The organism is Streptomyces sp. NPDC004542 (assembly GCF_040610035.1).
Classification (GTDB): Bacteria; Actinomycetota; Actinomycetes; order Streptomycetales; family Streptomycetaceae; genus Streptomyces.
Genome location: NZ_JBEXLP010000006.1, coordinates 118,500 through 136,763 on the forward strand (window position 1 = coordinate 118,500; position 18,264 = coordinate 136,763).

Below are 18,264 nucleotides of genomic sequence, written 5' to 3' on the forward strand. Positions count from 1 at the left end.
CTCCCTGTTCCCATGTCGCCGTACAGGCCCCAGCTTCCCGTAGGCAGCAGCCACACGCCCGCTATCCGGCGTGCAGCATCAGCCCGATCCCGACGACCACGAGCCCCGCGGCGGCAATCCGGGGCAACCCGAACCGCTCCTTGAAGACGAGCGCCCCGAGGGCCGCGCCGACGATGATCGACGACTCGCGCAGGGCCGCGACCGGGGCGAGCTCCGCTTTGGTCTGGGCCCACAGGACGAGCCCGTAGGCGAGGACGGACAGGGCGGCGCCCAGCAGGCCCACGGTGGCGAACGGCCGCAGCACGGTGAGGAACTCCCCGCGCAGGCGGGTCAGCGCGTACGCCGGGATCGCCACGCCCTCCACGGCCATCAGCCAGGCGACGTACCCGAGCGAGGAGCCCGAGGCCCGCACGCCCAGCCCGTCCACGACCGTGTACCCGGCGATGGTCAGCCCGGTCGCCAGGGCCGCGCCGATCGCCGCCCGGTTCGGCCGGCGCCCGCGCAGCCCCCACAGGGCGACCCCGGTCAGTCCCGCGCAGGACAACGCGACCCCGGCCGCCGCCCACCCGTCGGGCACCTCGTGCGCGAGGACCGCGGCGAGAACGGTGACCACCAGCGGCGCGGTGCCGCGGGCGATCGGGTAGGCCTGCCCGAAGTCACCGAGCCGGAAGGACTTCATCAGCAGTGCGTAGTAGGCGGCGTGGATCACGGCCGAGAAGATCAGGTACGGCCACGCGGCCGCCGCCGGGACCGGCACGAACGGCACCATGGCCAGCCCGATCAGCATCCCGCCGCCCGCGATCAGCGTGAACCCGACCAGCTTGTCGGTGATCCGGTGGGCGATGGCGTTCCAGCCGGCGTGCGTGACCGCGGCGAACAGGACGGCCGTGGCGACCAGCGGGGTCACGAGGCCGGCTCGCGCACGTCCACCAGGGTCGCGCCCGCGTGGGCGATCAGTTCCTTGGGCTCCATGGGGAAGACCGTGTGCGGCGTCCCGGCGGCGGCCCACACCACCTCGTGCGCGAGCAGCGACCGGTCGGCGAGCACCCGGGGCCTCGTACGGTGCCCGAAGGGCGGTACGCCGCCAATGGCGTACCCGGTCGTCTCCCTGACGACGTCGGCCTTGGCCCGCGTCACCTTCTCCGCACCGAGCTCGTGCCGCACCCGCTCGACGTCCACCCGGGACGCCCCGTCCATCAGCACCAGCACCGGCACGCCGTCGGCCGCGAAGATCAGCGACTTGCAGATCTGGCTCAGCTCGCACCCGATCGCCGCCGCGGCCTCGGCCGCGGTGCGGGTCGCGTCCGGAAACCGGCGGACACGGCCGTGCAGGCCGTCGAGGCCCAGGTCGCGCAGGGCGTCGGCGAACCGTGGGTGGACCGCGGAACCGCCGGTGGCATCAGCACTCGTCATGCACGGCACGCTAGCGGCGGGTGCACCGGGCACGCGACCGAGTTCAGCGCGACACGCGGGTGAGGAAGGCGGTCCAGGTGGCGCGGGCGACGGTGAGTTGTGCGGCCCGCGGGGCCTTGGAGTCGCGGACGTGGATCGTGGCGGGAGTGACGGCGACTTCGACGCAGTCGCCGGGTTCGCCGCTGCCGCTGTAGCTGCTCTTGAACCGGTGGAGGTCGGTGGCGCTCCTAGTCTCCCCAGCACTTCTTCGATGAAGGCCGACGACTCCCCCGGCGGGAGGGCCTGGGCCCGGATCATCCCGTAACGCAGCTCAAGGATACGAAGGTCTCGGGGACTTGAGACCGGGCGGCCGTTGAATGGGCCGTCGGAACGTCCGATGGCCGAGCCGTCGGCGAACTTCAGGACAGCCGGGACAGTCCGAGACGAACGCCGGACAGTTACCAGCCACTCACGCACCGTCGCCGATCACGGTAGGGGGAAGGGGCCACTCCCGGTGGCGGGAATCGGAGAACCGTGAGCGTCTCGGCCGCCGAACGTCACGTCCTTCGTGTCCCGGCCGCCTTGCGCCCCGGCGCCCCCTGCCAGCGCCCGTACAGGTTCGTGTGGGCGATGACCTGCTCCGGCGGCGGGGCGCCCCACTCGCGCCGGTCGTTCACGGTGTGCACGTCGGCGACGAGCGTGACGTCGTAGCCCCGTACGAAAGCGCCCGTCCGGCGCCCCGCGCAACGAGGGAGCGGCCTGACGAACCCGGCGTGCAGCGCACTGCACCACCGCGTACGGAAGGCCGCCCGTCATCCGGCCCTCAGGCCTGTGAAGGCCCTCCGGTTCTCAGGCCGTCGCCAGCTCCCGGTCCTCGTCCGGATCCGAGTCCCGGGCATGACCGGCGGAGTCGAGGGCCTTCAGCCCCTCGCCCTCGACGTCGACGTCGGGCAGCGCCCGGTCCAGCCGCTTCGGCAGCCACCAGGCCCTGCGGCCGAGCAGCGCCAGCACCGCCGGGACGATGGCCATGCGGACGACGAACGCGTCGAAGAAGACGGCGATCGCCAGGCCGAAGCCGATCATCTTGATCATGGACTCGCTGGAGGTGATGAAGCCTCCGAACACGGCCATCATGATGACCGCCGCGGCCGCCACGACCCGCGCGCTGTGCCGGAAGCCGGTGACGACGGCCTGGCCGGGTGTCTCGCCGTGGACGTACGCCTCCCGCATCCGGGTCACGAGGAACACCTCGTAGTCCATGGCCAGGCCGAAGACCACGCCCACCATGAAGATCGGCATCATCGACATGATCGGGCCGGTCTGCTCCACTCCGAGCAGGCCGCCGAGCCAGCCCCACTGGAAGACCGCGACCACGGCGCCGAGCGCGGCCAGTACGCTGAGCAGGAAGCCGAGCGCCGCCTTCAGGGGGACCAGGATCGAGCGGAACACCGCGATCAGCAACAGGAACGCGAGTCCGACCACCAGGCCCAGATACGGGACCAGCGCGTCGCCGAGCTTCTGCGAGAAGTCGATGTTCATGGCGGTGGTGCCCGTGACCAGGACCTTCGCCCCGGTGTCGGCCGTGACGTCCGCTCCCTTGTCGCGGATCGCGTGCACCAGGTCCTCGGTCTGCGTGGAGGACGGCTCGGAGCCCGGGACCACGGTGATCATCGCGGTGTCGCCGGCCTTGTTGAAGAGTGCCGGGGTGAGAGTCGTGACGTCCTTCAGGCCCTTGATGTCGTCGCCGACAAGGGTCCCCGCGGCCTTGGGGTCGTCGCTGGCCTTGGCGTCGACGACGATCATCAGGGGGCCGTTGAAGCCGGGGCCGAAACCCTCCGACAGCAGGTCGTAGGCGCGTCGCTGGGTCGTGGACGTCGGCTGCGAACCGTCGTCGGGCAGGCCCAGTTCCAGCTGGGCGGCCGGGACCGCGACCGTGCCGAGACCGACCACGCCGAGCAGCAGGACGGCGGCCGGGCGCCGTACGACGAAGCTCGCCCAGCGCTCGCCCATCCCGGGCCCGCCGGAGCGGGCGCCGTCGGCCTTGCGGCGCTTCCGGCCCGCCGGCTTGATCCTGCGGCCCGCGTAGCCGAGCAGCGCCGGGATCATCGTCAGTGCGATGAGGACGGCGACCAGGACGGTGGCGGCCGCCGCGAGGCCCATCTTGGTCAGCATCGGGACGCCGACGACCGACAGGCCGGCCAGCGCGATCACGACCGTCAGGCCGGCGAAGACCACCGCCGAGCCGGCCGTGCCGGTCGCCCGGCCGACCGCCTCGTCGCGGCTGCGGCCCTCGGCGAGTTCGGCGCGGTAGCGGGAGACCAGGAACAGCGCGTAGTCGATGCCGACCGCGAGGCCGATCATCAGGGCGAGGGTGGAGGTCGTGTCGCCGAGGTCGAGCGCCTCGGCGAGGACGGTGATGCCGGAGACGCCGATGCCGACGCCGATGATCGCCGTCAGCAGCGGCAGTCCGGCGGCGACGAGTGAGCCGAGGGTGATGACGAGGACGACGGCGGCGATGGCGAGGCCGACCACCTCGCCGATGGCGCCCGGTTCGGCGCCCGCCTGCAGCGCGTCGCCGCCGATCTCGACGGTGAGCCCGCCGCCTCGCGCCTGCCGGGCGGTGTCCTTGAGGGCGGTGCGGGAGGCGTCCTCGAGCTCCATGCCGGGCTTTTCGTAGCGCACGGACGCGTACGCCACCGTGCCGTCCTTGCTGACGGCGTGCGCGGTGTACGGGTCGGCGACGGAGACGACCTCGGAGCCGTCGGCCAGCTCCTTCACCGTCTTCTCGACCGTCGCCTTGTGGGCGGCGTCGGTCATCTTCTCGCCGCCGGGCGCCTTGAAGACGACGCGGGCGGTGGCACCGCCGGAGCTGGAGCCGGGGAAGCGCTGGTCCAGCAGGTCGAAGGCCTTCTGCGCCTCCGTGCCGGGGATGGAGAAGGAAGTGGAGCCGGCGGCGGGCGCGCCGGCCGCGGCGACGCCGGCGAGCGTCAGCAGCGCCACCCAGAAGAGTGCGACGAAGTGCCGTCGCCGGAAGGCGAACCGGCCGAGTCGATAGAGGAACGTGGCCACGTGGGCGTACTCCCGGTCAGGTCGTGGGGTGTTTCGGGGCAGGGGTGATCACCCGGTGGGGGAGGCAGGGGTGACCGTCCCGACGACGTGAGCGGTGACGCCAGGGGGTGGGAAAGGGGTGGGGACGGGTCAGGCGCCGAGGGCGGGGAGGACCACGGCGTCGATGTACGCAAGGAGGAAGGCCTGCGTCGGCGGCTGCTCGTCGATCATCGTGCGGGCGGCGAACCCGCCGATCACCATGTGCATCACGAAGTCGATCGCGGGGTTGTCCGGCCGGATCTCACCCCGGTCGACCGCCCGTTGCAGCACCCGGCGCATCTCCACCAGCTCCGGCTCGATGAGGTGTTCCTTGAACGCTCTCAGCAGGTCCGGGTTGGAGTGGATCGCCATGGCCAGGCCCCGCATCAGCGCGGAGCTCTGTTCCATCTCGCAGTCGTCCGCACGCAGGGTGAGGGCGTGCAGGTCGCCCTTGAGCGACCCGGTGTCGACGTCGTCGGCTGAGTGGCCGGGCTTGCCGTGCCGCACGGCCTTCGCCACCAGCTCGGCCTTGCCGCCCCACTGGCGGTAGAGGGTGGCCTTGCTGGACCGGGTGCGGGCGGCCACGGCGTCCATGGTGAGGGCGTCGTAGCCGACTTCCCGGAGCAGTTCGAGTACGGCCTCGTACAGCTCGGCCTCGCGCTCGGGCGTGATCCGACTGCGACGCGCCGTGGCGGTCTCGGTCATCTCTTCCACCCTCCCGCTCCGAACGACTCCGTTGCGTACAGGAAGAATGTAGCGCAAGACACCTGCGAAACGAAACGGTTTCGTACGTGCGCTGTGTCACGCCTGGTCAGGGCGGGTGTTTCCGCACGAGTTGCCCCGGTTCGTCCCCGGGGAAAGCCTGGGGAGGTGAGCTATCTGCGCCTGCCGCATCTCAGCGGCGATCTGCTCTGCTTCGTGGCCGAGGACGACCTCTGGCTGGCCCCGCTCGACACCCCGGGCCGCGCCTGGCGGCTCACGGTCGACCGGACCAAGGCCGGGCACCCCCGCTTCTCGCCCGACGGACGCCACATCGCGTACACGACCTGGCGCAGTCTGGTGCCCGAGATCCACCTGGCCGGGGTCGACGGCGGGCCGGGGCGGCAGCTGACGTACTGGGGCAGCCCGGACACCCAGGTCTGCGGCTGGGCCCCGCCCGACGAGCACGGACACAGCGACATCCTCGCCGTCGCCTCCCACGGCGAGCCCTTCTCGCACTTCACCTGGGCCTACAAGGTCACCCCCGACGGCGACCCGGGCCGCAAGCTGCCCTGGGGGCCGGTCGCCGACATCCAGGTCGCCGACGTCGACGGCGCGCACCTGACCCTGCTGCTGACCGGCACACCGCCGCACGAACCGGCCTCCTGGAAACGGTACCGGGGCGGTGCCACGGGCCGGCTGTGGCTGCACGGACGGCGGCTGCTGCCCGGCATCGGCGGGCACCTGCACTCCCCCATGTTCGTGGCCGGCCGGATCGCCTTCCTCTCCGACCACGAGGGCATCGGCAACCTGTACTCGTGCGCGTACGACGGCTCCGACCTGCGCCGCCACACCGACCACGACGCCTTCTACGCCCGGCACGCCTCCAGCGACGGCACCCGGGTCGTCTACCAGTGCGCGGGCGAGCTGTGGATGGTCGACGACCTGGCGCCGGACTCGGAACCGCGCCGGCTGGACGTGCGCCTGTCCGGGCCGCGCGCGGGCCGCCGTACGCACCAGGTCCCGGCCGCCCAGCACGTGGACGGCATCTCCGTGGACGAGACGGGCCGCGCCAGCGCCGTCGTCGTACGCGGCTCCCTGTACTGGCTCACCCACCGCGACGGCCCCGCCCGCACGATCAGCGACCCGCCCGGCGTGCGCATCCGGCTCCCGGAGATGCTGGGCTCGACCGGGCAGGTCGCCTACGTCACCGACGCCGAGGGCGAGGACGCGATCGAGATCGCCCAGCTCCCCCGCGCCACCGGCGAGCGCGCACCGCGCCGACTGGCCTCCGGACGGCTGGGCCGCGTCCTGGAGATGGTCTCGGACCCCGACGGCGAACGCCTCGCCCTCGCCGCCCACGACGGCCGGCTGCTCCTCCTCGCCTCCGGCGAGTCCGGCAGCTCCGGTGGTTCCACCGGTCTCGGCGGCTCCGAGGGCTCCGGCACCCCTGCCGGCTCCAATGGCGTCGGCGGCCCCGACCTCACCGGCGGCCCCGGAAGCCTCGGCAGCTCCGGCGCCCCCGGTGACCCTGGTGATCCCGGCGCCCCCGGCGGGGAGGTCGTCGAGTTGATCCGGTCGGTCAACGGACCCGTACGGGATCTCGCGTTCTCGCCGGACGGGGCGTGGCTCACCTGGTCGCATCCCGGGATCGGGCGGACGCTGCGGCAGATCAAGATGGCCCGGATAAAGGACGGGCTGATCATCGACGTCACCGACGGCCGCTTCGAGGACGAGAACCCGGTGTTCACCCGGGACGGCCGATACCTGGCCTTCCTGTCCTGGCGGGGCTTCGACCCGGTGTACGACGTGCACACCGGGGACCTGTCCTTCCCGCTCGGCTGCAAGCCCTACCTCGTCCCCCTGTCCTCGGCGACCCCGTCCCCCTTCGCCCTGAACCCGGAGGGCCGGCCGGCGGCCGGCGGACTGGATCCGGTCGAGGACGAGGAGAGCGGCGGCGAGGCGGGCGCGGTGACCGTGGAGGCCGAGGGGCTGGCGAACCGGGTGACGCCGTTCCCGGTCACCGCCTCCAAGTACTCCGCCCTGCAACCGGTCGCGGGCGGCGGTCTGGTCTGGTTGCGCTGGCCGATCTCGGGCGCGCTGGGCGAGACGTTCGCGAACCCGGACGACACCACCGGCCGGCCGACGCTGGAGCACTTCACCATCACCAAGGCGAAGAAGTCCGAACTCGTCGCCCACCTCGACTGGTTCGCGGTGAGCGGCGACGGCACCCGGCTGGTCGTGGTCGACGAGGGCGACCTGCGGGCGGTGCCGTCCACCGAGTCCGGCGACGCCGACACGACGACCTGGATCGACGCCCGCCGGATCCTGCACTCGGTCGACCCGGCCGCCGAGTGGCGCCAGGCGTACGACGAGGCCGGCCGGCTCATCCGCGCCTACTTCTGGGACCCGGGGATGTGCGGCATCGACTGGGACGCGGTTCTCGACCAGTACCGGCCGCTGGTCGAACACGTCGCCTCCCCCGACGAGTTCGCCGACCTGCTGCGCGAGGTGCTGGGCGAACTCCGCACCTCGCACGCCTACGTCAGCGCCGCCCGCCGCAACGAGGGCCCGGCGCACTACCAGCGCCCCCAGGGCGTGCTGGGCGCCAACTTCAACCGCCGCAAAGGCGGTTGGATCGTGCGGCGGATCCTGCCCGGCGACTCCTCCGACTCCCGGGCCCGCTCCCCGCTGGCCGGCACCGGCATCCGGAACGGCGCGGTCCTGACCCACGTCGACGGCCGGCCGGTGGACCCGGTGGCCGGGCCGTACCCGCTGCTGGCGGGGGCGGGCGGTACGACGGTGGAGCTGACCTTCGGGCCGCCGGAGGGCGAGGAGGGCCCGGCCCGGCGGGTCGCCGTCGTCCCGCTCGTCGACGAACGGCCCCTGCGCTACCAGGACTGGGTCGCCAAACGCCGCGCCGTGGTGCACGACCTGAGCGGCGGCACGTGCGGCTACCTGCACATCCCCGACATGGGCGGCTCCGGCTGGGCGCAGTTCAACCGCGATCTGCGCATGGAGCTGTCGCGGCCCGCGCTGATCGTGGACGTGCGCGGCAACGCGGGGGGCCACATCAGCGAGCTGGTCATCGAGAAGCTGAGCCGGAGCATCATCGGCTGGGACCTGACCCGCAACGCCCGGCCGGTGTCGTACACCTCGAACGCGCCCCGGGGGCCGGTGGTGGCGCTGGCGGACGAGGCGACCTCCTCCGACGGAGACATGATCACCGCCGCCTTCAAGCTGCTCGGGCTCGGGCCGGTGGTCGGGCAGCGCACCTGGGGCGGGGTGGTCGGGATGACCGGACGGCACCGGCTGGGCGACGGCACGGTGATCACGGTGCCCATGAACGCGGCCTGGTTCGACGCCTACGGCTGGTCCGTGGAGAACCACGGCGTCGCCCCCGACCTGGAGGCGCTGCGCACCCCCCTGGACTGGGCGGAGGGCCGGTACGCGCAGCTGGACGACGCGGTGCAGCTGGCGCTGGAGCTGCTGACCACCGAGCCGGCGGCGGTCCCGCCCGACTCCCCCGAGGTGCCGGACCGTCCGCGGCCGAAGCTGCCGCGGCGGCCGACGGACCGGTGAGCCCCGGACCCGCCGAGGACCACGCCACGAGGGACACGCCGAGGGAGGGACACGCCGAACGGTGGCGCGCGGGAAGGGGCGCCCCTCGTCAGGGGCGCCCCTCCGGGTCAGGAGACCGCGTCAGGCGTCGTAGTCCTCGCTGAAGCGGTCCTGCATCTCCCGCTCGGTGTCGTCGATGTCCTGACGACCGCGCTCACGCGGCTGCTGGCCGCGCTGCGGAGACTGCTGGCCGCGCTGGCCGGCCTTCTCACGGACCTCGCCGGCCTTCTGCTTGCCCTGCTCCTGCATGCCGCGGGCCTTCTCCTGGAACTGGTCCTTCATACCCATGTGGGTTCACTCCCGTGGTGGGTGGGGGGTTGGCCCCTCGATGGGGCCTCGACCAGATTCACACGGCCCGACACGGTACGCATTTCGATCATTAACGGTGGGTAACAACCGCTGGTCCAGGGTCAGTTTCGGCCTGAGACAGTCGCGTCCGGGGCTATTGCCGCCGCACCGACCGCTCCTGCTCGTCGGCCGCGCCGCCCGCGCCCACCAGGCCCGTGCGCATGCCCTCCAGCCGGGACGCGAAGCGCCGCATCTCGCGCTGGCCCACCGTCCCGATGAGACCCGGCAGATACCCGCGCACGCCCTGCATCCCGCGCAGCCACCACTGCCCGTACACATGGGCGGACCGCCGCTCGATGCCGGCCACGATCCGGTCGGCCGCCGGGCCCAGGGGATAGGTCTTGTTGGACGGCCACGGCAGCCGCTGCCTGAGCTCACGCATGACCTCGTCCTGGTCGGCGCCGCGCACCATGTCCGTGTCGGTCCAGGACAGATAGGCCACGCCGACGCGGACGCCCTGGTGAGCGACCTCGGCGCGCAGACTGTGCGCGTACGCCTCCACCCCCGACTTGGACGCGCAGTACGCGGTCATCATCGGCGCCGGGGTGATCGCGGCGAGCGAGGCGACCTGGAGCAGGTAGCCCCGGCTCTCGACGAGCACCGGCAGGAAGGCGCGGGCGGTCACCGCCGACCCGATCAGGTTGACCTCGATCACCCGCCGCCAGGCCTCCGGGTCGGAGTCCGCGAAGGGACCGCCGGTCGCGACCCCGGCGTTGGCGACGACGATGTCGACCTTGCCGAACCGCTGCTTGACCTCCCGGGCGACCCGGGTCATCGCCTCGTGGTCGGTGACGTCGGCGTGCCAGGTGCCGCTGTCGCCGTGCAGCCGCCCGGCCACCTCCTTCAGCGCCTCCGGCTCCAGCCCGACCAGCGCCACCCTGACGCCGCGCGCGGAGAGCTTGCGCGCGAGCAGCTCACCGACACCGCGCGCGGCTCCGGTGACCACCGCGACCTGTCCTTCGAGACCGACCCTGCTCACGCGCCCTCCTTGACCGTGTCCGTCACGTACCCGAAGACCAGTTCCCGGATCTTCCCGGTCACCAGCTCCGGTGCCTCCACCGGTGTCATGTGGCCGACGCCGGCCAGTTCCGCGCTGCCCACGCAGTGCGGCAGCGCGGCCACCAGCGAGCGCGCGTGCACCGGTGGGGTCATGCGGTCCGCCGTGCCCACGATCACGACCGTCGGGACCCGCAACTCCCGTACGCCGTGGTCGAGGTCGAGGGTGTCCAGCACCCGCGACCAGGCGTGGCGCACGGCGCGCGGGCAGGCGTGCACGATCCGCGCGCAGGCCTCCACCAGGTGCGGGGCGGAACCGGCGCCCATGGTGGCGTACTTGAGGATGCGCCGCGCGACCGGCGTGACCGGCCCCAGCGGGGCGCGCGAGCCCAGGATGTGCGCCGTGAGCCAGGTGCGGACCCGGCCCGCGCGCATCGGCACCACGAGCGACTCGGCGACCAGCCGTGAACTGCCCGTGCTGCACAGCAGGACGGCCGCCGCGTGCTCCCGGAAGCGGGCCCGCGCGGAGGCGGCCAGCACGGTCATCCCGCCCATCGAATGGCCCACGATCACAGCCTTCTCCCCCGGCGCGAGGGTCTCGGCGAGCACCGCCTCGAGGTCGTCGGCCAGTGCCTCGGCGGTGCAGTCGGGGCTCGCCGGGCTGCGGCCGTGGCCGCGCTGGTCGTAGGCGATGACCCGGTGGTCCACGGCCAGTTCCCGGATCTGCGCCGCCCAGAACGCGGTCGAGCAGGTCCAGCCGTGGGCCAGGACGACGGGGGGCGCGCCGTCGGGGCCGTGCACCTCGACGTGCAACCGGGCGCCGTCGGCGGAGACGGCGGTCAGGACACGGTCGGGGGCGGGCGGGGCGTACGGGCCGGCGGCCGGGTGGGTGCGGCGGCTCATGCGGTGACCTCGCTCGGGTCGTGGGAGTCGGCGGCGGTCTGCTTGCCGGAGCTCTCGGCGGTCCCGGCGCTCTCGGCACCCCCGGCGCTCCCGGCGGTCCCCTTCGCCGCGGGCGGCCGGACGACCTGGTACTCGGCCAGGTCCACCCGCCGGGTCGCCCGGCGGAACTCGGTGGTCGTGCCCGGCCAGATGGTGGTGTTGCGGCCGTTCGCGTCCAGGTACCAGCTGGTGCAGCCGCCGGTGTTCCACACCGTGCGCTTCATGCGCTCCTGCACCGTGTGGTTCCAGGCCGTCACGGCGCCCGGGCGGGCGTCCAGGGCGACCCGGCCGCCGAGGACGTCGAGCTGGCGCACGAAGTCGGCCAGGTAGTTCAGCTGGGACTCGATGATGAGGATCATGGAGGAGTTCCCGAGGCCGGAGTTGGGCCCGATGATCGTCAGCCAGTTCGGGAACCCGGTGGCGGTGGTGCCGCGCAGCGCCTGCATCCCGTCCTTACGCCAGGCCTCGGCGAGGGTGATGCCCTCCGCCCCGACCACCCGCTCGGCGATGGGCATGTCGGTGACGTGGAAGCCGGTGCCGAAGACGATCGTGTCGGCCTCGGCCTCGCTGCCGTCGGCGGCGACGAGGGTCGAGCCGCGCACCTCGGCGAGCCCGCTCGCGACGACGTCGACGTTGGGGCGGGCGAGCGCCGGGTAGTACTCGCTGGACAGCAGGATCCGCTTGCAGCCGATGCGGTAGTCCGGGGTGAGCTTGGCGCGCAGGGCCGGGTCCTTGACCGCCCGCGCCATGTTGCGCTTGGCGAGCCGCTCGACCAGGCCGAGTTCCTCGGGGCGCTTGGTGAACGCCTGGACCTGCAACTCCCGGATGCCCCACAGCAGTCCGCGCCTGAGCCGGGTGGTGAACGGCAGGGCCCGGTGCAGCCGCCGCTCCACGCCGCTGATCGGCCGGTCCATGCGGGGCATCACCCACGCCGGGGTGCGCTGGAAGAGGGTCAACCGGGAGACGCGGGGCTGGATGGACGGCACGATCTGGATCGCCGACGCGCCCGTGCCCACCATGGCGACCCGCCGGCCGGTGAGGTCGTGGTCGTGGTCCCAGCGGGCCGAGTGGAAGACCTTGCCGGGGAAGGTGTCGAGGCCGGGGATGTCCGGGATCTTCGGGTCGGACAGCGGGCCGGTGGCGGAGACGACGACGTCCGCCGACAGCGAGCCGCCGGCCGTCTCGATGTCCCACCGCAGCTTCCCGGTGTCCCAGGCCATCCGCCGTACCTCCGCGCCGAAGCGGATGTGGGGCCGCAGACCGAAGACGTCCGTCACGTGTTCCAGGTAGGCGCGGATGTGCTCCTGCCCGGAGAAGGCGCGCGGCCAGTCGGGGTTGGGCGCGAAGGAGAACGAGTACAGGTGTGACGGCACGTCACACGCGCAGCCGGGGTAGTCGTTGTCCCGCCAGGTGCCGCCGACGCTGTCGGCGCGTTCCAGGACGACGAAGTCGGTGACCCCCTCGCGGCGCAGTCGCACGGCCGCGCCCAGCCCGCCGAATCCGGATCCGATCACCGCCACCCGTACGTGTTCGTGTTCGGTCATCCCGACAGCCTCCTTGCGCGACGCGACTCCGCCAGTGAACACTGGCGCAATGGGACTGTAGAGCAGGTCCGTACCGACCGGTAGGGGGTGTGGCGAGGAAAGTTACCCCGGGTACGACGTAGGGTGCGGGCGTGGCAGACAAGCGTGAGTACCGCATGGAGGAGCTGGCCCGACTGGCCGGCATCACGGTGCGCACCCTGCGCTTCTACCGGGAACGCAAGCTGATCCCCCCGCCCCGCCGGGAGGGCCGTATCGCCTGGTACGACGACCACCACCTGGCCCGCTTGCACACGATCTCGGCCCTGCTGGAACGCGGGCACACCCTGAACGGCATCGCGGAACTCGCCGAAGCCCTCGACCAGGGCCGCGACGTCGCCGACCTGCTCGGCGTCGGCGCCCCCACCGAGGAGGAGCCGGTCCGCCTCACCCCCGAGGAACTCGCCGCCCGCTTCGAGGGCGACGTCACCCCGGAGAACCTCGCCGCCGCGATGGAACTCGGCTACCTGGGCACCGACGGCGACGAGATCGTCCACATCAGCCGCCGCCTGCTGGACGTCTCCTCCACGCTGGCCCGCGAGGGCATCCCGCTCGCGGAGATCCTGGCGGTCGCGGGGCGCGTACGCGAACACGCCGACGCCCTCGCCGGCCTCTTCACCGACCTCGTCCTGCGCCACGGCCCCGAGGAGAACCTGCGACGCCTGCGGCCACTGGCGCGCAGCGTGGTGGAGGCGGAACTGTCCCTCGCCCTGGACCGACGGCAGCACGAACGGGACTGAGCCGCGCCCTACAGGCCGTACACCACCGTCACCGGCGCATGGTCGGACCAGCGCTCCCCGTGCGTGGCCGCCCGCTCCACGAAGCCCTTGACCGCCCTGTCCGCGAGGCCGGGAGTGGCCACGTGGAGGTCGATCCTCCAGCCCGAGTCGTTGTCGAAGGCCCGCCCTCGGTACGACCACCACGAGTACGGTCCCGCCGCCTCCGGATGCAGCGCCCGTACGACGTCGACGTAGCCGCCGTCCGCCCGGTCGAAGACCCTGCTCAGCCACTCCCGCTCCTCCGGCAGGAAGCCGGAGTTCTTCGTGTTGGCGCGCCAGTTCTTCAGGTCGGCCTGCTGGTGGGCGATGTTCCAGTCGCCGACGACGAGCACCTCGCGACCGTCCGCGGCGGCCCGCTCGCGCAGTCCCTTCAGGTAGGCGAGGAACTCGGCCATAAAGCGGACCTTCTCGTCCTGCCGTTCGGTGCCGACCTCGCCGGAGGGCAGGTACAGGGAGGCGACCGTGACTCCGGGCAGGTCGGCCTCGACGTACCGGCCACTGGTGTCGAACTCGGCGGACCCGAAGCCGACCTGGACGCGGTCGGGTTCGCGCCGGCTGTAGAGGGAGACGCCCGCACGGCCCTTGGCGGCGGCCGGGGCGTGCGCGACGTGCCAGCCGTCGGGCCGGCGGACGCCCTCGGGCAGCTGCTGCGGCTCGGCGCGCACCTCCTGAAGGCACACCACGTCCGCTTCGGTGTCCGCGAGCCACTCCACGAAGCCCTTCTTCGCGGCGGCCCGCAGCCCGTTCACATTCACCGAGGTCACTGTCAGCACCAGGGCACGATACCGGCACACTGGACGGGTTCAGCCTTCACCCGGATCCCTCTACGCATGAATGTACGATGCCCAGTATGAATATGCGCCGCGTGTCCTTCGACCACCCCGACGCCGTGCGGCTCAACGACGCGGTCCAGGCCGAGTACCACCTGCGCTACGGCGACGGCGGCGACGCCACGGCCCTCGCCCCGTCGGACTTCGAGCCGCCGAGCGGCGTGTACCTGATCGCGTACGACGAGACCGGCCGGCCCGTCGCCACCGGCGGCTGGCGCAGCCGGGACGCCAACGGGGAGGGCAACGTGGACGGCGACGCCGAGCTCAAGCGCATGTACGTCGTCGACGGGATGCGCGGCCGGGGCCTCGCCCGCCGCATGCTCGCCGCCCTGGAGGAGGACGCCCGCGCGGCCGGCCGCCTCCGCATGGTCCTGGAGACCGGCACCAAGCAGCCGGAGGCCATCGCCCTGTACTCCTCCAGCGGTTACGAGCCGTGCGCCAAGTTCGGCTACTACCGCCACCACGAGGAGAGCCGCTGCTTCGCGAAGGCGCTCAAGGACTTCTGAACGCGCTGAAGCCCCGGCCGGACGACGCCGACCGGGGCTTCATGACGCGTCAGTGGGGCCTCACGACGCGTGGCGTGCCTTCACGGTCTCCCGTCGACGCCGGGTGCGACCGAGGTCATCGCAGGGCGACTTCGGCGAACTGCATCCGGTAGTAGCCCGAGTCGTTCGCGTTGGCCCGCAGGCTCGTCCCGGTGATCCGGACGTATCTCGCCGACGTGGCGGTGAAGGTGAACGGCTGGACGCCGGACGGCTGGGCGTAGCCGGTCTTGGTGACCACGGTCGTCCACGTGCTCGCGTCGTTCGAGACCGCGACGGTGAAGTCGACCGGGAAGCCCGCCCCCACGTTGCCGCTGTCCAGCCGCGGATAGAGATCGACCTCGGACAGGGTGGTAGCCGACCCCTGGTCGAGCTGTACCCACTCGGTGTGGTTGCCGGAGACGGAGGAGTCACCGCTCGACCAGCCGGTCGCAAGGCCCCTGTCGTTGACGTTCGCGGTCGACCAGGTACCGCCCTCATGGCTGGAACTCGCCGTCGCGGTGGCCTCCAGGGCGAGGTCGTCCGGCCCGAAGGTCTCCATCTCCGCGAGCTGCATCCGGTAACGGCCCCCGTCGGAGGCGTTGGGGCGCAGGTTGGTACCGGTGACCCTGACATAGCGCGCCGACGTGGTCGCGAAGGAGAAGCTCCGCACACCGGACGGCTGCGCGTAGCCGGTCTTGGTGACCACGGTCGTCCACGTGCTCGCGTCGTCGGAGACCGCGATGGTGAAGTCGACCGGGAAGCCCGCTCCGACGTTGCCCGAGTCATCGCGGGGATACAGGTCGACGCCGCCCAGGACCTGGCTGGAGCCGAGGTCGATCTGCGCCCACTCGGTGTGGTTGGCGGTCGAGCCCGAGTCGCCGCTGGACCATCCCATCGACGCGCTCGTGCTGCTCTCGACGGAGTCGTTCAGGCCGGCGACGGACCAGCCGTCACCCGTGTGGGTGGAACTCGCCGATGCCGTGCCCATGCCCGACAGGTTCACCCGGGCGTAGTCGTAGGTGCCGGTTCCGGTCAGCCGGTAGGTGTGGCCGGTGGTCGTCGGGAACGACACGACGTTCCCCGGCGCGCTGGTGGTGGAGACGGCCGAGCCGGTGGTGGTGTCGGTGACGGTGACGGTCCCCGGCGCCCACGGGCTCGCCACCCGCGCGTCGGCCCCGGTGTTGCTGGTCAGGGTGGTGGTGCCGACCACGCCCGAGGCCAGGCTGCTGGAGACGGTGAAGGCCCCCGAGGCGAGCATGTTCTGGAACGAGGCGTCCTTGCCGTGCGGCCAGTCCGGGAACAGCCGGATCGCGCCGGTCGCGCCGGTGAGCAGCATGCTGCTCACCGTCTCCATGCCGCCGAAGGTCTCGGCGCCGCCGCCCCACTGGGCGACCGTGGAGTTCCCGCGCAGCCCCGGCTGGCCGGAACCGCATCCGCCACCGAGGTAGCCGGTGAGCTTCTTGTACGTCTCCGGCAGGCCTACACGGGCCGCCGCCGGGAAGATCCAGGCGAAGGAGTTGCCCTGGCACCACACGTCGAGGTCTTCGATGGTGTTCTGCGCCGTGGTGACCAGCGCCGCCGACGAGCCGAGGTCGATGTTGTTACCGGGGAACACGGCGTTCGCGGGGTTGGCGTCGCCGCCGTAGAAGCCGGGCGCGTCCTGAGTGGCCTTGAAGTCCTTGTGCCCGAGGTTCGTGAAGGTCGGGTAGGGCGCGAGGTGGGCGTCGATGTCCCGCCAGAGCGTGCGCCGCGACGAGTCCACGCCCAGGGCCGTGCTCATCTGGATGAGCGCCGGGTACATGTAGTGCAGCCAGGACATGTCGCCGATCGGGTTCAGCTGATAGCTGCTCCACTCGTTCTGGGCGCTGTTCTGGATGTTGTAGACACCGTTCGCGTCCGCACTCAAGTCGTGGTCCCAGAAGTTGGCGACCTCGATGAGGTACGGGTAACCGGTCTCGGCCGCCCATGACGTGTCGTGCGTGTAGTTCCAGTGGTTGACGAAGTTGAGGGCGAGCCAGGCGGCGTTGCCCTTCATCTCGTCGGTGCTGAAGTCGCAGCCCTGGCCCCCCGTCATCATGTTGTTGCCGTAGATCACACCCTGGGACCCGGCCGCCGTCGCTCTGGCCTTCGACGCCGCGAAGCAGTCGAGGACACCTCGCTCGTAGGGGGCCGTCAACTCGATGTGGTTCGCCGCGTAGAGACCCTGGTACGGCATCTCGAAGTTGTAGTCGTTGGTCCAGTTGCCGCCCCACACCGGGGTGTCGTTGGTGAGGAAGGCCGTCATGGACGGCGCCGACTTGCCCGCGCGGTTGCTCGCGGCCATCGCGTAGAGCGAGGTGTACCAGTACCGCTCGACCGAGCCGCCGCCGAGGTCGACGTTGGCGCCGCTCGTCCAGAAGTTCTTCCACCAGGCCAGGTGAGCCGTGTGCAGCGCGTCGGCGTCGAGCACCGAGTCGGCGTTCCCGGCGGTGACGTTCAGCTTGGCCACACGGGACTGGGCCGCTGCGAGTTCCGTACTCATGGAGGCCGGTGCGGCCCACGGCGAACCGCTGACGTTGCCGGCGCTGTCACCGAGGACGGTGGCGATCCGTACGGTCTGCCCGGGAGCCAGGGTGAAGGCCGCCGAGGCCTTGGTGCTGCTGTCGGTGCTGTAGGTGGCGGAGGAGCCGTCCAGCACTCTGCTGGCGAGCGCGGCGTTGGCGAGCCATGTCGAGCCGTTCGAGGAGCGGGTCGCCCACATCGTGTTGCCCGAGGTCAGGCCCGCGGTGGTGGGCAGCGAGGCCGACGCTCCCGCGTAGGTGGAGACCGTGATGGCGGGGCTGGCCGTCGAGGAGGAGGCGTTGGTGAGGCTCAGGACCATCGTGTCCTCGTTCGCCGACACCCATGACCGCTCGAGGATCTGCGCGGTGGAGGTGGTGAACGTCGAGCGGACCTCCGCGTTCAGGATGTCCTGCTTCTGCTGGTACGTCGTCACCGACGACAGGGAGGGGATGGAGACCGTGACCCCGCCGATGGTTCTCGGCTGCTTGTCCTGCCAGAAGTCGCCGGCCGAGACGTAGTACGTCTGGGCGCTCGCGCTCCCGCCGACGACCGCCGTCATGTGGCCGTTGCCCATGAGGGGACCGTCGGGCACGTTGTCGCTCGGCGTCGCCGTGGGTGCGCTGGTCGTGGTCGACGTCGCACGTGTGAGGACCGTTTTGAGGGCGTCCCAGTCGACGGTCGCCGCGTTCGCCGGGCTCGCGGTCAGGACGGGCAGTACGAGTGACGATGCCGTGAGTGCGGCGGCAACGCCCAGTTTCAGCCGACAAAGGGACCAGATTTTATCCCACATGGGAAAACTCCTTGACGGGGCGGAGTTAATTTTTGGTCACCATCGTGGGGCGCCCGAAGGAGCAGTGGTTAATCAATCACTGACGTGCAATTGGATATTCTTGACACCGACGGAAATGATCTTTCGCGGTACCCT

13 protein-coding genes and 2 pseudogenes are annotated in these 18,264 nt (G+C 71.7%); 3 read left to right on the plus strand and 12 right to left on the minus strand.

Annotated elements, in window-relative coordinates; genetic code table 11:
• Positions 1 to 61: 61 nt before the first annotated feature.
• The 6 genes and pseudogenes from ABZX30_RS05990 to ABZX30_RS06015 form a co-directional block, all read right to left on the minus strand.
• A complete protein-coding gene (locus ABZX30_RS05990; RefSeq protein ID WP_355929380.1) occupies positions 62 to 907 on the minus strand; it encodes an EamA family transporter in 846 nt (281 codons plus the stop codon).
• Positions 904 to 1,413 carry a YbaK/EbsC family protein gene (locus ABZX30_RS05995; RefSeq protein WP_355929382.1) on the minus strand — a complete coding sequence of 170 codons (510 nt, stop codon included), beginning with the start codon at positions 1,411 to 1,413 and terminating at the stop codon, positions 904 to 906. The genes ABZX30_RS05990 and ABZX30_RS05995 overlap by 4 nt, the downstream gene beginning before the upstream one ends.
• A 43-nt stretch (positions 1,414 to 1,456) precedes the next feature.
• Positions 1,457 to 1,630 (minus strand): annotated as a pseudogene (locus tag ABZX30_RS06000) (DUF397 domain-containing protein); the annotation flags it as partial.
• A gap of 248 nt (positions 1,631 to 1,878) precedes the next feature.
• Positions 1,879 to 2,120 (minus strand): annotated as a pseudogene (locus ABZX30_RS06005) (hypothetical protein); the annotation flags it as partial.
• Between the two features lie 121 nt (positions 2,121 to 2,241).
• Positions 2,242 to 4,461, minus strand: a complete 2,220-nt coding sequence (locus ABZX30_RS06010) for an MMPL family transporter (RefSeq protein ID WP_355929384.1) — start codon at positions 4,459 to 4,461, stop codon at positions 2,242 to 2,244.
• A 129-nt stretch (positions 4,462 to 4,590) separates the two neighbouring features.
• Positions 4,591 to 5,184: a TetR/AcrR family transcriptional regulator gene (locus ABZX30_RS06015; RefSeq protein WP_355929387.1), complete on the minus strand. Its 594-nt coding sequence runs from the start codon at positions 5,182 to 5,184 to the stop codon at positions 4,591 to 4,593.
• 165 nt (positions 5,185 to 5,349) lie between these two features.
• Between ABZX30_RS06015 and ABZX30_RS06020 the strand changes: the two genes are divergently transcribed.
• Positions 5,350 to 8,760, plus strand: a complete 3,411-nt coding sequence (locus tag ABZX30_RS06020; protein ID WP_355929389.1) for a S41 family peptidase — start codon at positions 5,350 to 5,352, stop codon at positions 8,758 to 8,760.
• Between the two features lie 120 nt (positions 8,761 to 8,880).
• On the opposite strand, the gene ABZX30_RS06025 is transcribed toward ABZX30_RS06020, so the two are convergent.
• The 4 genes from ABZX30_RS06025 to ABZX30_RS06040 form a co-directional block, all read right to left on the minus strand.
• Positions 8,881 to 9,087 (minus strand): hypothetical protein, encoded by a 207-nt coding sequence (locus ABZX30_RS06025; protein WP_355929391.1) that lies wholly within the window; start codon positions 9,085 to 9,087, stop codon positions 8,881 to 8,883.
• Between the two features lie 154 nt (positions 9,088 to 9,241).
• A complete protein-coding gene (locus tag ABZX30_RS06030; protein ID WP_355929393.1) occupies positions 9,242 to 10,126 on the minus strand; it encodes an SDR family oxidoreductase in 885 nt (294 codons plus the stop codon).
• Positions 10,123 to 11,046 carry an alpha/beta hydrolase gene (locus tag ABZX30_RS06035; protein ID WP_355929396.1) on the minus strand — a complete coding sequence of 308 codons (924 nt, stop codon included), beginning with the start codon at positions 11,044 to 11,046 and terminating at the stop codon, positions 10,123 to 10,125. The genes ABZX30_RS06030 and ABZX30_RS06035 overlap by 4 nt, the downstream gene beginning before the upstream one ends.
• Positions 11,043 to 12,629, minus strand: a complete 1,587-nt coding sequence (locus tag ABZX30_RS06040; protein WP_355929398.1) for an NAD(P)/FAD-dependent oxidoreductase — start codon at positions 12,627 to 12,629, stop codon at positions 11,043 to 11,045. Before ABZX30_RS06040 ends, ABZX30_RS06035 begins: the two co-directional genes overlap by 4 nt.
• Positions 12,630 to 12,760: 131 nt before the next feature.
• Between ABZX30_RS06040 and ABZX30_RS06045 the strand changes: the two genes are divergently transcribed.
• Positions 12,761 to 13,405: a MerR family transcriptional regulator gene (locus ABZX30_RS06045; protein WP_355929401.1), complete on the plus strand. Its 645-nt coding sequence runs from the start codon at positions 12,761 to 12,763 to the stop codon at positions 13,403 to 13,405.
• Between the two features lie 8 nt (positions 13,406 to 13,413).
• On the opposite strand, the gene ABZX30_RS06050 is transcribed toward ABZX30_RS06045, so the two are convergent.
• Entirely contained in the window at positions 13,414 to 14,217 is an 804-nt protein-coding gene (locus ABZX30_RS06050; protein ID WP_355929404.1) for an exodeoxyribonuclease III, read from the minus strand.
• A 77-nt stretch (positions 14,218 to 14,294) separates the two neighbouring features.
• On the opposite strand from ABZX30_RS06050, the gene ABZX30_RS06055 reads away from it, so the two are divergent.
• Entirely contained in the window at positions 14,295 to 14,780 is a 486-nt protein-coding gene (locus tag ABZX30_RS06055) for a GNAT family N-acetyltransferase (protein ID WP_355929405.1), read from the plus strand.
• A 115-nt stretch (positions 14,781 to 14,895) separates the two neighbouring features.
• On the opposite strand, the gene ABZX30_RS06060 is transcribed toward ABZX30_RS06055, so the two are convergent.
• Positions 14,896 to 18,129 carry a discoidin domain-containing protein gene (locus ABZX30_RS06060; RefSeq protein WP_355929408.1) on the minus strand — a complete coding sequence of 1,078 codons (3,234 nt, stop codon included), beginning with the start codon at positions 18,127 to 18,129 and terminating at the stop codon, positions 14,896 to 14,898.
• Positions 18,130 to 18,264 lie beyond the last annotated feature (135 nt).